The sequence below is a fragment of the Neorhizobium sp. LjRoot104 genome, from assembly GCF_964253725.1.
Lineage (GTDB): Bacteria > Pseudomonadota > Alphaproteobacteria > Rhizobiales > Rhizobiaceae > Neorhizobium.
Genome location: NZ_CAXURS020000002.1, coordinates 880,359 through 898,310, shown reverse-complemented (window position 1 = coordinate 898,310; position 17,952 = coordinate 880,359). Strand labels below are relative to the sequence as shown.

Genomic DNA, 17,952 nt, shown 5'->3' with positions numbered 1-17,952 from the left:
CATGCTCAGCAATTCGCTCATCGAACTCGACCGCGCCCATCTGGTCCACCCCGTCGCGTCATATCGCAGTCATGAACAGCAAGGCGTGCGGGTGCTTGCCTCGGGCAAGGGCGCAACCGTCACCGATGCACAGGGACACCAGCTGATCGACGGTTTCGCCGGGCTGTGGTGCGTCAATGCAGGGTACGGTCATGAATCGATCGTCGAGGCGGCGGCTCGCCAGATGCGCGAGCTTCCCTATGCGACGGCCTATTTCGGTCTCGGTTCCGAACCGGCCATCCGGCTTGCCGCCGAGCTTGCGGAGAGAGCCCCGGGCGACCTCGACCACGTCTATTTCACGCTCGGTGGCTCGGATGCCGTCGACAGCACGATCCGCTTCACCCGCTACTACTGGATCGCCAAGGGCGAGCCGCAGCGCGACCAGTTCATCTCGGTCGAACAGGGTTATCACGGTTCGTCGACCGTCGGTGCTGGCCTGACGGCTTTGCCGAATTTCCATGCCGGCTTCGGCATTCCCTTCGACTGGCAGCACAAGATTCCGTCACCTTACCCCTACCGCAACCCGGTCGGCGAAGATCCCCAAGCGATCATCGATGCATCGCTCGCCGCGCTGAAGGCAAAGATCGAAGCAGTCGGCGCCGATCGTGTCGCGGCCTTCTACATGGAGCCGATCCAGGGGTCCGGCGGCGTCATCGTACCGCCCAAGGGTTGGATGAAGGCTATCCGCAACCTCTGCAAGGAATACGGCATCCTGTTCGTCGCGGACGAAGTGATTACCGGGTTCGGGCGTACCGGACCTTTGTTTGCCTGTACCGAGGACGACATCGTTCCCGATTTCATGACGACGGCCAAGGGCCTGACGTCGGGCTATGTGCCGATGGGCGCCGTGTTCATGGCCGACCATGTCTACCAGGTGATCGCCGATGGCGCCGGTGCGTCGGCGGTCGGGCATGGCTACACCTATTCGGCCCATCCGGTCAGCGCGGCTGTGGGTCTGGAAGTGCTGAGGCTCTACGAAGGCGGGCTGCTCGAAAACGGCATCAAGGCCGGCGCGCGGCTGATGGCCGGGCTCGAAGGCCTCAAGTCGCACCCGCTCGTCGGCGATGTCCGCGGCCGCGGCATGCTTGCCGCCATCGAGCTCGTCACGGACAAGGCGGCCAAGACGCCGCTTCCGGCTGAAGCGGCACCTGCTCGCCGCGTATTCGACCGGGCCTGGGAAAATGGCCTGGTAATCCGTGCCTTTGCCAATGGCGTCATTGGATATGCCCCGCCGCTCTGCTGCACGGAGGCCGATATCGACGCGATCATCGAGCGAACGAAAAAGACCCTGGATCAGACCCTGGAAGATCCGGATGTCCGGCGTGCGGTCAAGGGCTGAGCGGCTTTTGGCGCCGCTGGCTGAAATATCGTCGGCGGCCCGATTTCGCAATTTTGTGCCGGCCTACCCTGCCGATTCGGCGAAAACCATTCCGCCGAGCTGTCAGTATTCCAGCTAACAAGACCTTGAAGCCCAGAGAATCTGGGATTTTCGACAAAAGAGGCCAAGGTCGGGAACAGCATATTCTTTTGCACGCGGCGTTTTATCTGGCCTGCGCCATTAACTGGGGATATGGAATTGACGAAATCTCTACCGGAATTCAAGTACATGAGCTTCGACGTGGTCGGCACGCTCATCGATTTCGAGGGCGGTCTGACCTCCTGCCTGCAGTCGATTGCGGCCGAAGCCGATGTCGCTATCGACAGCGAAGAGGCGCTATCGCTCTATCGCGCCGCCCGCTATTCCGAAGATGCCGATCTTTTCCCCGATGACCTGGTGCGCGTCTATCTCGCGATCGCGCCGAAGCTCGGGTTGCCGGCCGAAGAGGCCTATGGGATTCGCCTCCGCGATTCCGCCAAGACCTGGAAGGCTTTCCCGGACAGTGTCGCGGCAATGGCCGAGCTTTCGAAGAATTACCGTCTGATCGCCATGACCAATGCCCGCCGCTGGGCCTTCGAGTATTTTTCGGCCGCGCTCGGCAATCCGTTCTACGCCGCCTTCACTGCAGACGACACCGGCACGGAAAAGCCGGATCCAGCCTTCTTCCAAAAGGTGTTCGACTTTGTCGCCAAGGATGGGGCGGACAAGAACGACATCCTGCACGTCGCCCAGAGCCAGTATCACGATATCGGCGTTTCCCGTGAACTCGGCATGACCAATTGCTGGATCGAGCGGCGTCATGCGCAGAAGGGCTATGGCGGCACGATCGAACCGGCGCAGTTCACCAAGCCCGACTATCATTTTACGTCCATGGCCGGATTGGCCGAAGCTGCGAGGACCGCAGCCGGCAGCTGATCGAATGCACGACCTTCAAACCATCGGGCCAAACCACTGAAGATGGGTTGCCCGCCAACCAGCGAAAAAGGGGAATGACATGAACGACAAGATCACGAACTGGACCGCGTCGGACGACGCTATGATCGAGAATGCCATTCGCCGGGGCGCAAGCCGCCGCGAACTGCTGACGATGATGCTGGCAGGCGGCATCGCGGCTTCCGCAGGCGGCCTCATCCTCGGCCGCGCTTCAAATGCGGTGGCAGCAACCCCGAAATCGGGCGGTAATCTGAGGGCGGCCGGCTGGTCGTCATCCACCGCCGACACGCTCGACCCGGCCAAGGCCTCGCTATCGACCGACTATGTCCGCTGCTGCGCCCTCTACAATCGCCTGACCTTCCTTGACAAGGCCGGCACCGTGCAGATGGAACTCGCCGAAAGCATCAAGAGCGGCGATGCCAAGGTCTGGACCGTCAAGCTGCGCTCCGGCGTCACCTTCCATGACGGCAAGTCCCTGTCGGCCAAGGACGTCGTCTTCTCGCTGAAGCGGCATCTCGATCCTGCCGTCGGCTCCAAGGTCAACGCGATCGCCAAGCAGATCAGCGACGTCAAGGACCTCGATTCCCTGACGGTCGAGATCACTCTCGCCAACCCGAATGCCGACCTGCCGACCATCCTGTCGCAGCATCATTTCATGATCGTGCAGGATGGGACGACCGACTTTTCGAAGGGTGTCGGCACCGGCGCCTTCAAGATGGAAACATTCCAGCCAGGCGTGAAGTCGATCTTCACGAAGAACCCGAATTACTTCAAGGGCGGCGCGCATGTGGACTCGTTCGAGTTCTTCGCCATCAGCGACGACAATGCTCGCGTCAATGCCCTCCTTTCGGGTGACATTCAGCTCGCCGCGTCCATCAAACCGCGCTCGATGAAGCTCGTGGAAAGCCAGCCCGGCTTTAATCTGTCGCAGACTACCTCGGGCAACTATACCGACCTCAATATCCGCCTCGACCTCGCCCCTGGCGACAAGGCTGATTTTGTTGCCGGCATGAAATATCTGATCAACCGCCAGCAGATCCAGAAATCGGTGCTGCGCGGGCTTGCCGAAATCGCCAACGACCAGCCGGTCTCGCCTGCCAGCATCTATCACAACGCCGACCTGAAGCCGAAGGCCTACGATCCGGACAAGGCAAAGTTCCACTTCCAGAAAGCTGGCCTGCTCGGCCAGTCTATTCCGATGATCACTTCGGAGGCTCCGACCTCGGCTGTGGAAATGGCGACCATCGTCCAGCAGTCTGGTTCGGAGATCGGCATGAAGTTCGACGTCCAGCGCGTGCCGTCCGACGGCTATTGGTCCAACTACTGGCTGAAGGCGCCGGTTCACTTCGGCAACATCAACCCGCGGCCGACGCCGGACATCCTGTTCTCGCTCCTCTACGCTTCCAACGCACCGTGGAACGAAAGCCAATACAAGTCGGAGAAATTCGATAAGATGCTGGTCGAGGCGCGCGGTCTCCTCGACGAGACCAAGCGCAAGGAGATCTACGGCCAGATGCAGGTGATGATTTCCGAGGAAGCCGGCACCGTCATCCCGGTCTATATTTCGAACGTGGATGCGATCTCGGCAAAGTTGAAGGGCCTTGAAGCCAACCCGCTGGGCGGCATGATGGGCTACGCCTTCGCCGAATATGTCTGGCTCGACGCCTGAGGTTGATACTTGGCGGCAGGAGAAAGTGCTTCCCCTGCCGCCGCGGTTGCGCCTGACAGCGCTGTTCCGGTTCGTCCGGAAACGGCGTGGGCTATTTCGAACTTTTCAGGCAGGGAACCATGTTGCGCACCTATGTCCTTGGACTCATCGCGAGCCGTCTCGGCAGTTTCGCCCTGACGCTGTTGATCGTGTCATTCGCGGTGTTCTTCGCCACGGCCATGCTGCCGGGTGATACCGCGACGATCCTTCTCGGCCAGGCTGCAACGCCGGAGGCCGTGGCCGGCCTCAGGGCAGCCATGCATCTCGACGAGCCCGCCTTCTTCCGGTTCGTACGATGGCTTTTCGGCCTGCTGAAGGGAGACCTGGGAACCTCCTATGTGAACAACGTCCCCGTCGCCAAGCTGATCGGTGCGCGCTTCGTCAACACGATGCGCCTTGCCGGCATCGTCACCCTGTTCGCCGTCCCTCTGTCGCTGATGCTCGGCATCACCGCCGCCATGTTCCGCGGCTCGGTCTACGACCGTATCGTCACCGTAATGACGATCGGCATCATCTCCGTGCCCGAATTCATGATCGCGACCTCGGCAGTGCTCCTGTTTTCCGTCTATCTCAAATGGCTGCCGGCGCTGTCTTTCGCGAGCGACGTGACATCCTTCTGGCAGGTGCTGAAAATCTACGCCATGCCGGTCATCACGCTTACCTTCGTCGTTTCGGCGCAGATGATCCGCATGACCCGCGCCGCCGTCATCGATACGATCAATACGCCCTATGTGGAGGCGGCGATCCTCAAAGGCGCGTCGCGCTGGCGCGCAGTCCTCCTGCATGCGCTGCCGAATGCAGTCGGACCGATTGCCAATGCGATCGCGCTTGCTCTCTCCTACCTGGTCGGTGGGGTCATCATCGTCGAGACGATTTTCAACTATCCCGGCATCGCCAAGCTGATGGTCGATGGTGTTTCCACCCGAGACCTGCCGCTCATCCAGTCCTGTTCCATCATCTTTTGCGTCGGCTATCTCGCACTCATCACCTTTGCCGACATCGTTGCAATCCTGGCTAATCCGAGGGTGCGTTGACCATGACCACATCCACGACACTGCCCCGCAGGTTGAGCTACCGATTCAACTGGGTTGGCATGATCGGTTTCGCGATCATTCTCTTTTGGGCAGTCATTGCCCTTCTCGCGCCCCACATCATCCCCTATCCCGTCGGGGAGATCATCGATGAAGACTATTTCGGCCCGATGAGCAGCAAACTGCTTCTCGGCTCCGATTATCTGGGCCGGGATATGCTGTCGCGCATCATCATGGGCGCGCGCTATACGGTCGGCATTTCGCTTGCCGCCGTTTGCCTCGCCTGTTTCAGCGGTGTCACACTCGGCATGGCGGCCGCCGTTATCGGCGGCTGGTTCGACACGCTGCTGAGCCGCCTTCTCGATGCCCTGAATTCCATCCCGAGCAAACTGTCCGGTCTCGTCGTCGCTGCAGCGGTCGGATCGTCACTGCCGGTGCTCGTCATCATGCTTGCCGTGATCTATACGCCGGGCGCCTACCGTTTCGCCCGCTCGCTGGCCGTAAACGTCAATACGATGGACTATATCACAGTCGCCCGCGTACGTGGCGAAGGCATTCCCTATGTCGTCTTTTCGGAAATCCTGCCGAACATCACAGGTCCGCTGCTTGCTGATCTTGGCATCCGCTTCGTGTTCGTCGTCCTGCTTCTTTCCGGTCTTTCCTTCCTCGGGCTCGGCGTGCAGCCGCCCTATGCGGATTGGGGCGCATTGGTTCACGAGAATATCGGCGGCCTGCCCTTCGGTGCGCCTGCTGTCATCGTCCCCTCCCTGGCGATTGCGAGCCTCACCATCAGCGTCAACCTGCTGATCGACAATCTGCCCAAGAAGATTCGCGATCGGAGTGCGTGAATGGAAAATCTCGTCGAAATCCGCGGTCTGAAGGTAGAGGCAACGACTGATGCCGGCCGCCGTATCGAGATCATCAAGGGTGTCGATCTCGACATCGCGCCCGGCGAAATCGTCGCCCTGATCGGCGAAAGCGGTTCTGGGAAAACCACGATAGCCTTGACGATCATGGGTTATGCCCGCCCCGGATGCCGGATCTCGAGCGGCAACGTGACGGTCGCCGGCAAGGATATGATGGCGCTGAGCGAACGCCAGCGTGCCAACGTGCGCGGCCTCGAAGTCTCTTATGTGCCGCAGTCTGCCGCCTCCGCCTTCAACCCGTCCAAGCGGATCATCGACCAGGTGATCGAGGTCACCCGCATCCATCGCCTGATGTCGCCAGCGCAGGCCAGGGAAAAAGCGATCGCGCTGTTCAAGGCCCTGTCGCTGCCGGATCCGGAGGCGATCGGCAACCGCTATCCGCACCAGGTCTCGGGCGGGCAGCTGCAGCGTCTTGCTGCGGCGATGGCGCTGATCTCGGATCCGAAACTCGTCATCTTCGACGAACCGACCACCGCACTCGACGTAACGACCCAGATCGAGGTGCTGCGCGCCTTCAAGGCCGTGATGAGGAAGAGCGGTATTGCCGGCGTCTACGTTTCCCACGATCTCGCGGTCGTCGCCCAGATCGCCGACCGTATCGTCGTGCTGCGGGGCGGCGAAGTTCAGGAAGTCGCCGGAACCAGCGAAATCCTCTCGAACGCCCAGCACCCCTACACGCGAGAACTTCTGTCGGCCTTTGAGCCGAAGCCGCGCGGCGAGACGACGGCCGTTCTCACGGAGGCCAAGCCGCTCCTGCAGGTGAACAGCCTGATCGCCGGTTACGGCCCGCTCCAGGCGGATGGCCTGCCGCTCGTCAGGGCGGTGCAGGAGGCAAGCCTGTCTCTAGAGCGGGGCCGCAATCTCGGGATTATCGGCGAATCCGGCTGCGGCAAGTCCACGCTCGCGCGTTCCATTGCCGGTATTCTGCCGGCTGCGGCCGGGCAATTGACGCTCGACGGACGCGATCTCGCCCGGTCGGCCCGCCAGAGAAGCAAGGAGCAGTTGCGTGAACTCCAGATCGTTTTCCAGCATGCGGATACGTCACTCAATCCGGCCAAGTCGATCGAGGAAATTCTCGGACGGCCGCTGAAATTCTATCACGGGATGACGGGCAAGCCCCGCGATGCGCGGATCGACGAACTGCTCGACATGGTCCGCCTGCCGAAGGCACTGCGCAGCCGCACGCCGGCCGAACTTTCAGGTGGCCAGAAACAGCGCGTCAATTTTGCGCGGGCGCTTGCCGCCGAACCGAAGGTGATCGTCTGTGACGAGATAACCTCCGCCCTCGATACTGTCGTCGCCGCCGCCGTCATCGACCTCTTGAAGGAAATGCAGCGGGAACTTTTGGTCTCCTACATTTTCATCAGCCACGACCTCTCGGTCGTCGAAGCGATCTGCGACGAGATCGTCGTGATGTATAACGGCCGCAAGGTGGAGGAAATCACGCCTGCGGTCTCCAAGATCCCGCAGCATCCCTATTCAAAACTGCTGTTCTCGTCCGTGCCGAAGCTCGATCCGGGTTGGCTCGATCGGCTGGAGCGCGATCCCGAACTGGTTAAAGCCTATGTGCAGGGCTGAGGCGGCGCAGGCTGCCTCACTTCTCCCAGGCAACGAGCGGCCTCAGACCAGGAACAGGCTGGTCAGCGGCATATGCGCCTTGACGATCGGCGACTTCAAAACCACGAAGCTGAAATACTTATCAATGCCGATATCCATATCGGTCAGCCGTTCCATGATCGTCTGATACTCGCCGATGCCGGCGGTGACGAACTTGAGCATGTAGTCATAGCCACCAGATACCAGGTGACACTCGATCACCTGATCGACCCGCTCTACGGCTGCGAGAAAACGCGCGAAGTCGATCTGGCGGTGGTTCTTGAGCGTGACTTCGGTGAAAACGGTCAGGGTCTGACCAAGTTTGCCTATATTGATCTGGGCCGAATATCCCTCGATATACCCCTCTTGCTGCAGCTTCTTGACGCGCATCAGGCAGGGGCTTGGCGAAAGGTTGACCAGATCAGCCAGCTCGACATTGGTGATGCGGCCGTTTTTCTGCAATTCGTAGAGGATCTTGATGTCGATACGATCGAGCTTCACGTTTGGACACCTTCCAAGCTACTCGGCAATTGCAGCATTTTATGCGGCAAATTTCCGAGATCAACTTTAACACTTTGGCTTCTCTTGTCTATTTCATTCTGCGGAAAGAGGTTCAGCACAAAAAGCTGGATTGCTGGTCGTAAGTGGAATCTCGTGCTGTCCGACCGGCGTGTGCGGTCACCTGCGCGCGGACTGCGCCGTTATGCTGGCACATCGACCCGGTTGCTCTAGGAGATTGATCGTCATGCCAGCACCGCTGATGCTCGTGGAAACCGACGCGGGATTGCCGCGCTCCGCCGACGTGGTCGTCATCGGCGCCGGGATCGTCGGCGTCTTCACGGCCTATTATCTCGCCAAGCGGGGCCTGAAGGTGGCACTCGTCGAAAAGGGCCGCATCGGCGCTGAACAGTCTAGCCGGAACTGGGGCTGGTGCCGTCAGCAGAACCGTGATGCCCGCGAACTTCCGATGGCAACCAGGAGCCTCGACCTTTGGGAAAGCTTTGCCGCCGAGAGCGGCGAGGATACCGGCTTTCGGCGTTGTGGCCTCCTTTATCTCAGCGACAGCGAGGAAGAACTCGCCGGCTGGGCCCGATGGCGGGATTTTGCCCGCACCGCCGGTGTTACCACGCATATGCTTGACAGTTCCGAGGCCAGCGAGCGCGGCAAGGCAACCCGCCGCATCTGGAAGGGTGGCGTCTTCTCGCCGACGGACGGAACCGCGGACCCTGCCAATGCCGCTCCGGCCGTTGCGCGCGCAATCGTCAAGCTGGGCGGCGCCGTGCTTCAGAACTGCGCCGCCCGCGGCATCGAGACGGAAGGCGGCAGGCTCTCGGCCGTCGTCACCGAACACGGGACGATCAGGACCAAGATCGCGATCCTCTCCGGTGGCGCATGGGCCTCTTCCTTCTGCCGTCAGCTCGGCATCCGCTTCCCCCAGGCCTCCACGCGCTCCTCCATTCTCTCCGTCGGCCCCGGCGACGGCGATTTGCCGGATGCGCTGCACACGGCCCGCGTGTCGGCGACCCGCCGTGCTGACGGCGGCCACACGCTCGCCATCAGCGGGCGTGGCCGGATCGATGTGACTGCTCAGAACATGCGTTTTGCGGCACAATTCCTACCGATGTTCATGCGCCGCTGGCGCAGCCTCTCGCCGGGGGGCCTGGAAGGCATCCGCAGTGGCCATGAAAGCCTTGGCCGCTGGCGGCTGGATCGCCCGACACCCATGGAGCATATGCGCATCCTCGATCCTGCTGTCGATGCCCGCACGGTCAAGCTGACATACGAACGTGCCATCCAGCTTTTGCCCGCAATCGGCGGGCGCCGCATCACCGCGAGCTGGGCCGGTTACATCGATTCGACACCGGACGGGGTTCCGGCGATCGGTGAGGTGGCGAGCGTTCCGGGCTTCATTCTGGCCGCCGGCTTCAGCGGCCATGGTTTTGGCATCGGCCCCGGCGCCGGCCACCTGATCGCCGACATCGTCACCGCCAGCACCCCGATCGTCGATCCGGCTGCGTACCATCCGAAACGGTTCGAAAGCTCCGCGTGGGGCAAGGTCGCTGACTTCTGAAACGCAGTGCAGCGCGCTAAGGTGCGGAGTATTGATCCACTGGAGCCAAGGGATTTCCATGCAGGCACGCCAGCTCGAAGTCTTTTGCATGCTTATGCGGACCGGAACGGTGACCGCCGCCGCAGCGATGCTTAATATATCGCAGCCGGCTCTCAGCCAGATCCTGCTGCATGCCGAGGACCAATTGGGTTTCAAGCTTTTCAACCGCGTGCGCGGCAAGCTGGTGCCGACGCGGGAGGCTGAAGAACTCTATCCGGAATGCGAGCGGATCTTCTCCGAACTCAGCGCCCTTCGCCGGCGCACGACAGACATGCGGTTCGGCCGCACTGGGCTGATCCGGGTCGCGGCTTCCGCACCGCCGGCAATGTCGATCGTACCCAAGGCGCTGTTTGCATTTCGCGCCTCGCATCCGGACATCGTCGTACGCTCGCTGATCGCGCCATTGGTGAATGTCGTTGACATGATCCGTGACGGTGACGCGTCGCTCGGGATCGTCATGAACAATTCCCCCCGGTCCGGCATCGACGTCGAAACACTCGGGCACGCCGACCTCGTCTGCATCGTTCCCGAGCATCACCGCCTCGCCGAACTGGAACAGATCGGTTTTGCCGACATTCAGAACGAGATGCTGATCTCCTATCGTGCCGGCACGCTCCCCGGCAGATTGCTGGTCAGCGCCGCAGCAGCCGAAAAGCAGATTTTCAATCCGGCGATCGAGATCGACATTTCCATCACCGCCCTCCCCTTTGTTCGGGACGGCCTTGGTGTCGCTATTGTAGACGGTCTTTTGCCCTGGCAGCAGTTTCCGGGCCTCGTGCGCCGTCCGTTGCAGCAGAAAATCTCGGTGCCGATCGCCCTGCTGACGAGCCGTGATCGTCCGCTGACGGGAATCCACGTCGCGATGCGCAACAATATCCGCGAAGCGTGTGCCACGGTTCTGCGAGCAGAGAAACCGGGCGGCTGAGCCTGCTTGGTCAGGCGTCGCGAACCCACTCGCCAATCGGCAGCGGTCTGACAGGGGCCTGGTCGCGAAGGCGTCCCGCATCCCGGACCTTGATACCCGCCTTGTCGGAGATCAACTCGGCGCCGGCGAGCTGACAGTAACGTCCCTGACAGCGCCCCATGCCGACACGCGCAAGAGATTTGACCCGATTGGCTTCGGCTCCGCCGCAGATCACGGCCTCTCGCAACTGGCCGGCAGTCACGCCTTCGCATCGGCACACAACGGTTTCGTCGGGAACGGAACGAACCATATCACGGGGCCAGGGAAAGGCGCGGGCAATGGCGCGGGCAAAACGCTCAAGGCGATCCAACCGGCGCAGATCCGAGCTGGGATCGGGATGAGGCAGACCCATGTCCGCCAGGCAGGCGATTGCGGCAAGGCGGCCAGCCACCTCGGCGCCATCGGCGCCGAGAATTCTCAGGCCGTCGCCCGCAAGGTAAAGCCACTCAGCAGCGCGGCCCATACGATCGGTGCGCGGCAGCCACTGCGACCAGCTTTCATCATAATCGAAGGTACAGCCCGCCAAACCTGCCAGGTGAGTCTCGGCGCGCAGGTGCCACCCAAGGCCGACCATGTCGCATGCCGTCACATGGGTCTTGTCGCGCTTATCTCTCCAGTGCATGGCGACTGGACCCCGTTCGTCGCTGTCGATCCGGTCCAGCGTTACGCCGGCATTGTAAAGATGGCCGAGTTTCGCCCGCATCAGGAGGCCGCGCAGGACAAGGTGAGGTCTCACCAGCATGCCCGGAAGTCCCGCCATCTGATAGCGGAGCGAGGATGTGTCCAGTATCGCCGCGATGTCGGCGCCGGCTTTCAGCAACTGGGTCGCGACGAGTGTCAGCAGCGGCCCCGAACCGGCAAGAACGATCCGGCTGCCAAGGGCCACGCCCTGAGCCTTCAAAGCGATCTGTGCCGCCCCGAGGCTATAGACTCCCGGCGCCTGCCAGCCGGGGATCGGCGCCAGACGATCCATGGCGCCGGTGGCAAGGATTAGGCGGCGGCAGGTGAAATCCTTGCGACCGCTGGGCGTCAGTGCCTGCAGAAAATCGCCGGCGACCGCCAGGACCGAACTTTGCGGGTGATAGTCGACCTGTCCGACGGCAACCATGCGGTCGAACACCGTATGGAGTGCCGCGGCCCTGCGGGCTTCTGATCCGTAAAGCTGTTCCGGCGGCCGCGCGAAGCCTTCCGGCGGGCGTCGATAGATCTGGCCCCCGGCTTTCATGCCCTCGTCGATGACTGTGGGCCTGATCCCGGCCTGGACCAGAAGCTCGGCGGCGCGGATACCGGCCGGGCCGGCGCCGACGATCACGACCTTTTCAGCACCCGACGTCGTCATGGCCATGTTTCCGGCGGCACGGTCCGCAATTGCATGCCCTCGATGATCAATGTGGCACAGGCGCGCAGCCGCCCGCCGTCTTCCTGCCATAGCCAGCAATCCTGGCAGGCTCCCATCAGACAAAAGCCTGCTCGTTTCTCTCGGCCGAATTCCGACTGCCGCACGGCAGGTGCTGAGGCAAGGACGGCGGTGAGCACCGTATCGCCAGCCATTGCCTGGCAATCGATCCCATCCAGCCGGAACCGAACCTGCGGCCTGCCCTTTTCGGCAAGGCGCACAATTCGCCCCCCGAGATCGCCCGGCGGCAATGCGGATGTCATTCGGCAGCCTGTTTTCGTGCCTCGCCGGGGCTTGGCATGTTCGTGAAGCGCGCGCGTACATCTGCGAATGCGGCGGCCACGCCCTCAACTCCGACACGGCCCTTCATCCGGCGGAAGATCTCCGTCTTGGTGAAGAAGCGCCAATGGATGGGAAGGGCCTGCAGCAGGTCCGTCAGCAGGTCGTAGGCCTCCGGCGTCCACTGCGTCTCGTAGCCTTCGCGTTCGGGGCCATAGTGGAAGTGTCCGGTCGGCGCGGTCCAGGCGGCCCTCAGCTTTCCGGTTTCAACCTCGTCCACCGTGCCGTTGCGGATGACGACGCCGTAGTCGCGCTCGGCAGCCTCGGAAGAAACATAGCCGCGTGCGACGTCCTGCGCCACGCGCCAGGGCTCACGCTCGACAGGGTTGCCGCGCCCGCCGCCGCCTGCCGAGCGGATCTCCAAGACATCGCCGGGCTGCAGGATGGCGGTATCGATATTGCCGAGCCGGCGGAAGTCGTCACGGCCAGGGTTCAGCACCATGTCGGACAGGCCGGCAGCTCTGCCGCCCAGCGTGCCCCAGGGGCGGAAAAAGCTGCGGTCGCGGTTGCGGGCAGTGATGCGGCTGCCGGGCGAAAAGACTCGGAAGGCCATTTCGGTGGCAAGGCCGCCGCGCCAGCGACCAGCACCGCCGCTATCCCTGGCCAGGCCGTATTTGACGAATTCGATCGGTACTTCCATTTCGGTGATCTCGATCGGCGTGTTCTTGAGGTAGGCCGCATCGGCACCGGAACCGTTGGTTCCGTCGCGATGGGGCATGCCGCCACCGCCGCCGACGACCGGGTTGACGGCGGCGATAACCGTGCGGCCATTGCGCTCATCTGTCGTCATCACGTTGACGATGCAGTTATTGCCGGCCGGGGCCGCCGGCAGCTTATCCGGCACGGCCTGATTGAAAGCGCCGAAAACCACTGAGCGCAGGCGCGCGCAGGTGAGCGAGCGCATGCCGACAGCCGCTGGTGCGACAGGGTTCAGGACGCTGCCCCTCGGCGTGATGCAGGTGAAGGGCCGCGTCAGGCCGGTATTCAAAAGGATCTTTGGGTTCAGCGTGTAGAGTACATAATAGACGCCAACCAGAAGCATGGTGTGGCGCGGATCACCGCCCGAGGGAACGTTGAGCGAGGAGCCGAGCTGCGGGTCGGAGCCGGTAAAATCGAGGATCGCCTCGTCCCCCCGGATCGTCAGCGTCAGTTTCAGACGGCATGGATTGGCTTCGACCGAATCCTCATCGGCATAATCCACGAATTCCCAGGTTCCGTCCGGCATCGAGCGGAGAAGATCGCGCGCCTGCGCCTCGGCATGGTCGAGGAGGACCTCGGTGCCATCGAGAAAGGCTTGCTTGCCGAATTTCTCGACCATGGCGAGGATCTTGCGCTCGCCCGTGTTGAGCGCACCGACCAGGGCCTTCATGTCGCCGATGTTAAGATCGGGCTTGCGGACATTGGTGGTCATGATCTTCAGGATGTCTTCGTCGAAGACGCCTTCGTTGACCAGTTTCATCGGCGGAAAGCGGATGCCCTCCTGATGGATCTCAGTCAGCGCCCGCGACAAGGAGGCCGGCACGGCGCCGCCCATGTCGGTATTGTGGATATGGCCGCCTGTCCAGGCGATGATCTCGCCGTCGTAGAAGACGGGCTTCCAGAGATGGGTGTCCGGCGCGTGGGTTGCGACGAAGCAGGAATAGGGATCGTTGGTGAAGGCCACGTCGCCGGGCTTGTAGTCATCGATCATGTCGATCGCGCGGCCATAGGTAAGACCCGGGTACCAGGTCGCGCCAAGCCCCATCGGCACGCCGAACGTCTCGCCCTTGCGGTTGATCAGCATGACGGTGAAATCCTCCGTCTCCTTGACGAAGGCGGAATGGGCCGTCCGCTGCAGCGTATAGGCCATGTTCTCGGCTGCGGCGCGGGTGTGATTGGCAAACACCTGAAGGTTCAAGGGATCGAACATGGGCTGTTACTCCGAAAAGGTGAGATGCAGGTTCAGGTGGCCATCGACTTCGACATGCGTACCGCCCGGAATGGCAAACGTCGTATCCTCCTGCGCGACGATAGCCGGTCCGGCGAAGTAGCTGCCGGGGCGCAGGCGATCACGCCGATAGAGGCTGATCCATTCAAAGGCCTTGCCGGTAAAGACCGGGATCTCGCGCTCGGCATTCGCCGCCTCGGCACTCTCGCGGGCATCGATCGGGAGTTCCAGCGCCGGACCGGCGCCGATCGCCGAAAGGCGCAGGTTGACGATTTCGATCGCCCCATCCGGATCATGGAAGTCGTAGAGCCTTTCATGCATCGCATGGAAAGCGTCTTCGATCGAACGCAGATTGCCCTCCGTGATCCAGCCGGCCTGTATCGGTACTTCGATCTCGAAACTCTGGCCGACATAACGCATGTCGGCGGAAATATTCAGCGTTGACGCGCCAGCATGCCCCTGTCTCGTCAGCCAGCTGCGCCCTTCGGCTGCAAGCTCCTCGAGCGCATTGCGCAGTTGCGGTGCGGGCTCGTCGGTAAGATGAGTGAAGACGGTGCGGATGAAGTCGCCGCGGAGATCCGCCACGAGGCCGCCAAGCGCCGACACTACGCCCGGGCGCGGCGGTCCGATAACCTTGGCCATCTTGAATTCGCGGGCGAGAAAGGCACCGAGCATCGGGCCACCCCCACCGAACGGCATCAGGGTAAACTCCCGAAGATCGACGCCGGCACGCGATGCCAGCTTCTCAACCTCGACGAACATTTCCGAGATCGCGACATCGAGAATGGCCTGGGCGGCTTCTTCTGGCGTACGGCCGATCTTTTCCGCCAACCGGGTGACGGCCGCGCGGGCAAGGCCGACGTCGATCTGCAGCTGTCCATAGGCCATCTGGCTATGGCCGAGCCAACCACAGACGGCCATGGCGTCGGTCACGGTCGCCTGTTCTCCGCCGCGGCCGTAACAGGCAGGTCCGGGCGTCGAGCCCGCCGATTCCGGACCGACCCGCAACACGCCCTGCGCATCGACACTTGCGATCGAGCCGCCCCCGATACCAATTGAGCTGACCGAGACGGATGGGATGTGCAGCGGAAATTCGCCGATCAGCTCGCCGGTGCCAAATTGAGGCTCGCCATCGATGATCAACGCGAAGTCGGCCGAGGTGCCGCCGATATCCAGAGTAAGGATATGCTTTTCGCCGGCGCGACGGGCGAGCCAGGCGGCGCCTATGACGCCGGAGGCGGTGCCCGAAAGCAGCATCTGCACGCAGGACCGCTTGCCCTCGTCGGCATTCATGAGGCCACCGTTCGACTTGGTCAGCAATGCCGGCGCCGTCACGCCCTGCGACAGCAGCTTTTCTTCCAGCGCACTCAGATAACCGGAGACACGCGGATGGACGTAACCGTTGAGGATGGCGGTGGTGGTCCGCTCGTATTCGCGGATCACCGGCCAGACCTCGCAGGAGGTGAAGACGAAGAGTTCGGGGGCGATCCTGGCGATTTCCTGCTTCACCGCGGTCTCGTGGGCGTCGTTGCGCCACGAATGAAGGAAGGAGATGATGATACCGGCAGCGCCGTTCGCCTTTGCCTTGGCAACCGCCGTGGCGACGACCGAGAGATCCGGAGCCTCGACCTCGCTGCCATCGGCCCGAAGGCGGGCGGGAATGCCGAAGATCATGTCGCGTGCGATGAGCTGGTCCGGCCGCGAGCAGAACAGCGAATAGACGTCGGGCATTCTCAGCCGTGCGAGCTCGATCACGTCTTCGAAGCCGGCATTGGTCATCAGCGCCAGCGAAACGCCGCGACGCTGGATCACCGTATTGATGCCGACTGTCGTTCCGTGGACGAAGCGGCTCACGGCAGACGGTTCCAGCCCTTCCCGTTCGGCCAGAAGCGATAGTCCCGTCATCAGCTCCGCGCCCGGATCGTCCGGCGTCGTCAATACCTTGAGCGAGGCAACCCGGCCCGCGCGTGTTTCAAGAGCACAGAAATCGATGAACGTCCCGCCGATATCGACGCCGATCTTCCAGTCCTGCTGATCGTGGATGGCTTTATCGGGCACGGTCACAAAGTCCATTTCCAAATCCTTTCCTGCTGCTTGTCATGAAGCTGACACGCCAGGCAAAGCCGGTCCAAGTGCAAAAAGGTCGCCTCCCATAAGTGCCGCTTATGCCTTGCGGGGCACTCCCCATAGGTCCGGCTTATGGGACATCTACAACCTCGACTTTGACAGCGGAGGATCTCACCGGAATAGTCGCCCGGGATGAGAGACATTGCGGGAACGGCCTCATGGATGTGATCGTGCTGGGCGGCGGCCTGATGGGGGCTGCCTCGACCTATTTCCTCGCACGGCGCGGCCTGCGGGTAACGCTCATTGAACGAAATCGAGTGGGAAGCGGCGCAACGGTTGCCTCCTTCGGCAATATCCGCCGCAGTGGCCGCTACCTGCCGCAACTCCCCCTCGCCCGACGTTCGCTTACACTCTGGAGCAAGGCTGCGGAGATGCTGGGCCGGGACGTCGAGTTTCGGGCCACCGGCCATGTTCGGCTCGTGTTCAGCGAGAAGGGTCTCAAGGAGATGCGCGGATTCGCGACAGCTGCGCGACCGTGGGGGCTCAATCTCGAGGAGCTAACGCCGAGGGAACTCCATGCCCGTTTTCCGGGGCTCGGGCCTGAGGCAATAGCCGCATCCCTTTCGCCAGAGGATGGAAGTGGCAACCCCCGCCTGATCGCACCTGCCTTCGCATACGCCGCGCGGCGGATGGGCGCCGAGATCGTCGAGGATGTGGCGGTGAAAGCTATCCGTCAAACTGCTTACGGCTTTGAGGTCGAGACCTCGAATGGTACCCATGCCGCGGCCGCGCTGCTCAATACCGCCGGTGCCTGGGGCGCCCGTATCTCCGCCCAGTTCGGCGAGCCCGTTCCGATCGTTGCGAAAGGGCCGCAGATGGGCGTGACAGAGCCTTTGCCCCATCGCATCCTGCCGGTTGTCGGCGTCTGGGCGCATGATCATGGCGGCGGCTACCTGCGCCAGGTCGAGCGCGGCAATATCGTCTTCGGCGGCGGGGCGGAGCGGACCGATGTTTCGCTGGATAGCGGTCATGCCAAGGCGGATCCCGCCCGCCTGCCGGGTCAACTGCGTTCCCTCCTGCCGATCCTGCCGGCGCTCGCCAAGGTATCCGTCATCCGAACATGGTCCGGCTGCGAAGGTTATGTCGGCGATGGCCTGCCGGTCATGGGGCGATCGTCAACGACAGTGGGCCTTTTCCACGCCTTCGGCTTTTGCGGGCACGGCTTCCAGCTCGGGCCGGGTGTCGGCGACGTGATGGCGGAGTTAATGGCTACCGGCGTAACCGAAACGCCAATCGATGATTTCTGCATCGGACGATTCCGCCGGCCGCATGACGGCGGACTAAAGTAGTCACGAAAGCGCGGCCACTGGGACCCATGCGCGCGCCGGGTCGCCTAACCACCGCCGGCTGCCAGCGGACGGCCTCGCGGAGCGACCTTGCTCCTCGCTAGGGCCGATCATCTTTGAGTCGATGGTGACGGAGCCCAGCCAGTGTCGGTTGCGCCGGCAAGGTGATGTCGCCCCGCCATATCATGCATT

At 62.4% G+C, this 17,952-nt stretch carries 14 protein-coding genes; 9 read left to right on the top strand and 5 right to left on the bottom strand.

The genetic code is table 11. The features are described 5' to 3' along the window. Position 1: 1 nt before the first annotated feature. The 6 genes from ACSQ8R_RS26390 (at position 2) to ACSQ8R_RS26365 (ending at position 7,593) form a co-directional block, all read left to right on the top strand. Positions 2 to 1,378: an aspartate aminotransferase family protein gene (locus tag ACSQ8R_RS26390; protein ID WP_436256297.1), complete on the top strand. Its 1,377-nt coding sequence runs from the start codon at positions 2 to 4 to the stop codon at positions 1,376 to 1,378. A 237-nt stretch (positions 1,379 to 1,615) separates the two neighbouring features. Continuing rightward, positions 1,616 to 2,332, top strand: a complete 717-nt coding sequence (locus tag ACSQ8R_RS26385; RefSeq protein ID WP_436256296.1) for an HAD-IA family hydrolase — start codon at positions 1,616 to 1,618, stop codon at positions 2,330 to 2,332. Positions 2,333 to 2,411: 79 nt separating this feature from the next. Then, positions 2,412 to 4,019: an ABC transporter substrate-binding protein gene (locus ACSQ8R_RS26380; RefSeq protein WP_436256295.1), complete on the top strand. Its 1,608-nt coding sequence runs from the start codon at positions 2,412 to 2,414 to the stop codon at positions 4,017 to 4,019. A 119-nt stretch (positions 4,020 to 4,138) separates the two neighbouring features. Then, the gene (locus ACSQ8R_RS26375; RefSeq protein WP_436257288.1) at positions 4,139 to 5,092 is read left to right on the top strand and encodes an ABC transporter permease; all 954 of its coding nucleotides are present in this window, start codon (positions 4,139 to 4,141) and stop codon (positions 5,090 to 5,092) included. Further along, entirely contained in the window at positions 5,089 to 5,937 is an 849-nt protein-coding gene (locus tag ACSQ8R_RS26370) for an ABC transporter permease (RefSeq protein ID WP_436256294.1), read from the top strand. Before ACSQ8R_RS26375 ends, ACSQ8R_RS26370 begins: the two co-directional genes overlap by 4 nt. Next, positions 5,938 to 7,593 carry an ABC transporter ATP-binding protein gene (locus ACSQ8R_RS26365; RefSeq protein WP_436256293.1) on the top strand — a complete coding sequence of 552 codons (1,656 nt, stop codon included), beginning with the start codon at positions 5,938 to 5,940 and terminating at the stop codon, positions 7,591 to 7,593. Between the two features lie 42 nt (positions 7,594 to 7,635). Here ACSQ8R_RS26365 and ACSQ8R_RS26360 read toward each other — a convergent pair whose 3' ends face one another. Further along, on the bottom strand, positions 7,636 to 8,112 hold the full coding sequence (locus tag ACSQ8R_RS26360; protein WP_436256292.1) for an Lrp/AsnC family transcriptional regulator: 477 nt from the start codon (positions 8,110 to 8,112) through the stop codon (positions 7,636 to 7,638). Between the two features lie 244 nt (positions 8,113 to 8,356). Between ACSQ8R_RS26360 and ACSQ8R_RS26355 the strand changes: the two genes are divergently transcribed. Beyond that, complete coding sequence (locus ACSQ8R_RS26355; RefSeq protein WP_436256291.1) at positions 8,357 to 9,682, top strand: NAD(P)/FAD-dependent oxidoreductase; 1,326 nt, start codon at positions 8,357 to 8,359, stop codon at positions 9,680 to 9,682. A gap of 58 nt (positions 9,683 to 9,740) precedes the next feature. Next, complete coding sequence (locus ACSQ8R_RS26350; RefSeq protein ID WP_436256290.1) at positions 9,741 to 10,646, top strand: LysR family transcriptional regulator; 906 nt, start codon at positions 9,741 to 9,743, stop codon at positions 10,644 to 10,646. A 10-nt stretch (positions 10,647 to 10,656) separates the two neighbouring features. Here the strand turns inward: ACSQ8R_RS26350 and ACSQ8R_RS26345 are convergent, their stop codons facing one another. Genes ACSQ8R_RS26345 through ACSQ8R_RS26330 form a run of 4 tightly spaced genes read right to left on the bottom strand, consistent with a single transcriptional unit; the run spans position 10,657 to position 16,420 of the window. Beyond that, positions 10,657 to 12,024 carry an FAD-dependent oxidoreductase gene (locus tag ACSQ8R_RS26345; protein WP_436256289.1) on the bottom strand — a complete coding sequence of 456 codons (1,368 nt, stop codon included), beginning with the start codon at positions 12,022 to 12,024 and terminating at the stop codon, positions 10,657 to 10,659. Continuing rightward, positions 12,021 to 12,344 (bottom strand): (2Fe-2S)-binding protein, encoded by a 324-nt coding sequence (locus ACSQ8R_RS26340; RefSeq protein WP_436256288.1) that lies wholly within the window; start codon positions 12,342 to 12,344, stop codon positions 12,021 to 12,023. The genes ACSQ8R_RS26345 and ACSQ8R_RS26340 overlap by 4 nt, the downstream gene beginning before the upstream one ends. Further along, the gene (locus ACSQ8R_RS26335) at positions 12,341 to 14,329 is read right to left on the bottom strand and encodes a hydantoinase B/oxoprolinase family protein (RefSeq protein WP_436256287.1); all 1,989 of its coding nucleotides are present in this window, start codon (positions 14,327 to 14,329) and stop codon (positions 12,341 to 12,343) included. Before ACSQ8R_RS26335 ends, ACSQ8R_RS26340 begins: the two co-directional genes overlap by 4 nt. 6 nt (positions 14,330 to 14,335) lie before the next feature. Further along, positions 14,336 to 16,420, bottom strand: coding sequence for a hydantoinase/oxoprolinase family protein (locus ACSQ8R_RS26330; RefSeq protein WP_436256286.1), 2,085 nt, complete (start codon positions 16,418 to 16,420; stop codon positions 14,336 to 14,338). A gap of 212 nt (positions 16,421 to 16,632) precedes the next feature. Here ACSQ8R_RS26330 and ACSQ8R_RS26325 point away from each other — a divergent pair, with 212 nt between their 5' ends. Beyond that, positions 16,633 to 17,763 carry an NAD(P)/FAD-dependent oxidoreductase gene (locus tag ACSQ8R_RS26325; RefSeq protein WP_436256285.1) on the top strand — a complete coding sequence of 377 codons (1,131 nt, stop codon included), beginning with the start codon at positions 16,633 to 16,635 and terminating at the stop codon, positions 17,761 to 17,763. Positions 17,764 to 17,952 lie beyond the last annotated feature (189 nt).

What these genes read in the sequence shown, in the direction of transcription:
- ACSQ8R_RS26375 (WP_436257288.1), top strand. Translation starts at nt 4,139, where the DNA reads ATGTTGCGCACCTATGTCCTTGGACTCATCGCGAGCCGTCTCGGCAGT.
- ACSQ8R_RS26365 (WP_436256293.1), top strand. Translation starts at nt 5,938, where the DNA reads ATGGAAAATCTCGTCGAAATCCGCGGTCTGAAGGTAGAGGCAACGACT.
- ACSQ8R_RS26390 (WP_436256297.1), top strand. Translation starts at nt 2, where the DNA reads ATGCTCAGCAATTCGCTCATCGAACTCGACCGCGCCCATCTGGTCCAC.
- ACSQ8R_RS26335 (WP_436256287.1), bottom strand. Translation starts at nt 14,329, where the DNA reads ATGTTCGATCCCTTGAACCTTCAGGTGTTTGCCAATCACACCCGCGCC.
- ACSQ8R_RS26345 (WP_436256289.1), bottom strand. Translation starts at nt 12,024, where the DNA reads ATGACGACGTCGGGTGCTGAAAAGGTCGTGATCGTCGGCGCCGGCCCG.
- ACSQ8R_RS26340 (WP_436256288.1), bottom strand. Translation starts at nt 12,344, where the DNA reads ATGACATCCGCATTGCCGCCGGGCGATCTCGGGGGGCGAATTGTGCGC.
- ACSQ8R_RS26350 (WP_436256290.1), top strand. Translation starts at nt 9,741, where the DNA reads ATGCAGGCACGCCAGCTCGAAGTCTTTTGCATGCTTATGCGGACCGGA.
- ACSQ8R_RS26330 (WP_436256286.1), bottom strand. Translation starts at nt 16,420, where the DNA reads ATGGACTTTGTGACCGTGCCCGATAAAGCCATCCACGATCAGCAGGAC.
- ACSQ8R_RS26380 (WP_436256295.1), top strand. Translation starts at nt 2,412, where the DNA reads ATGAACGACAAGATCACGAACTGGACCGCGTCGGACGACGCTATGATC.
- ACSQ8R_RS26355 (WP_436256291.1), top strand. Translation starts at nt 8,357, where the DNA reads ATGCCAGCACCGCTGATGCTCGTGGAAACCGACGCGGGATTGCCGCGC.
- ACSQ8R_RS26325 (WP_436256285.1), top strand. Translation starts at nt 16,633, where the DNA reads ATGGATGTGATCGTGCTGGGCGGCGGCCTGATGGGGGCTGCCTCGACC.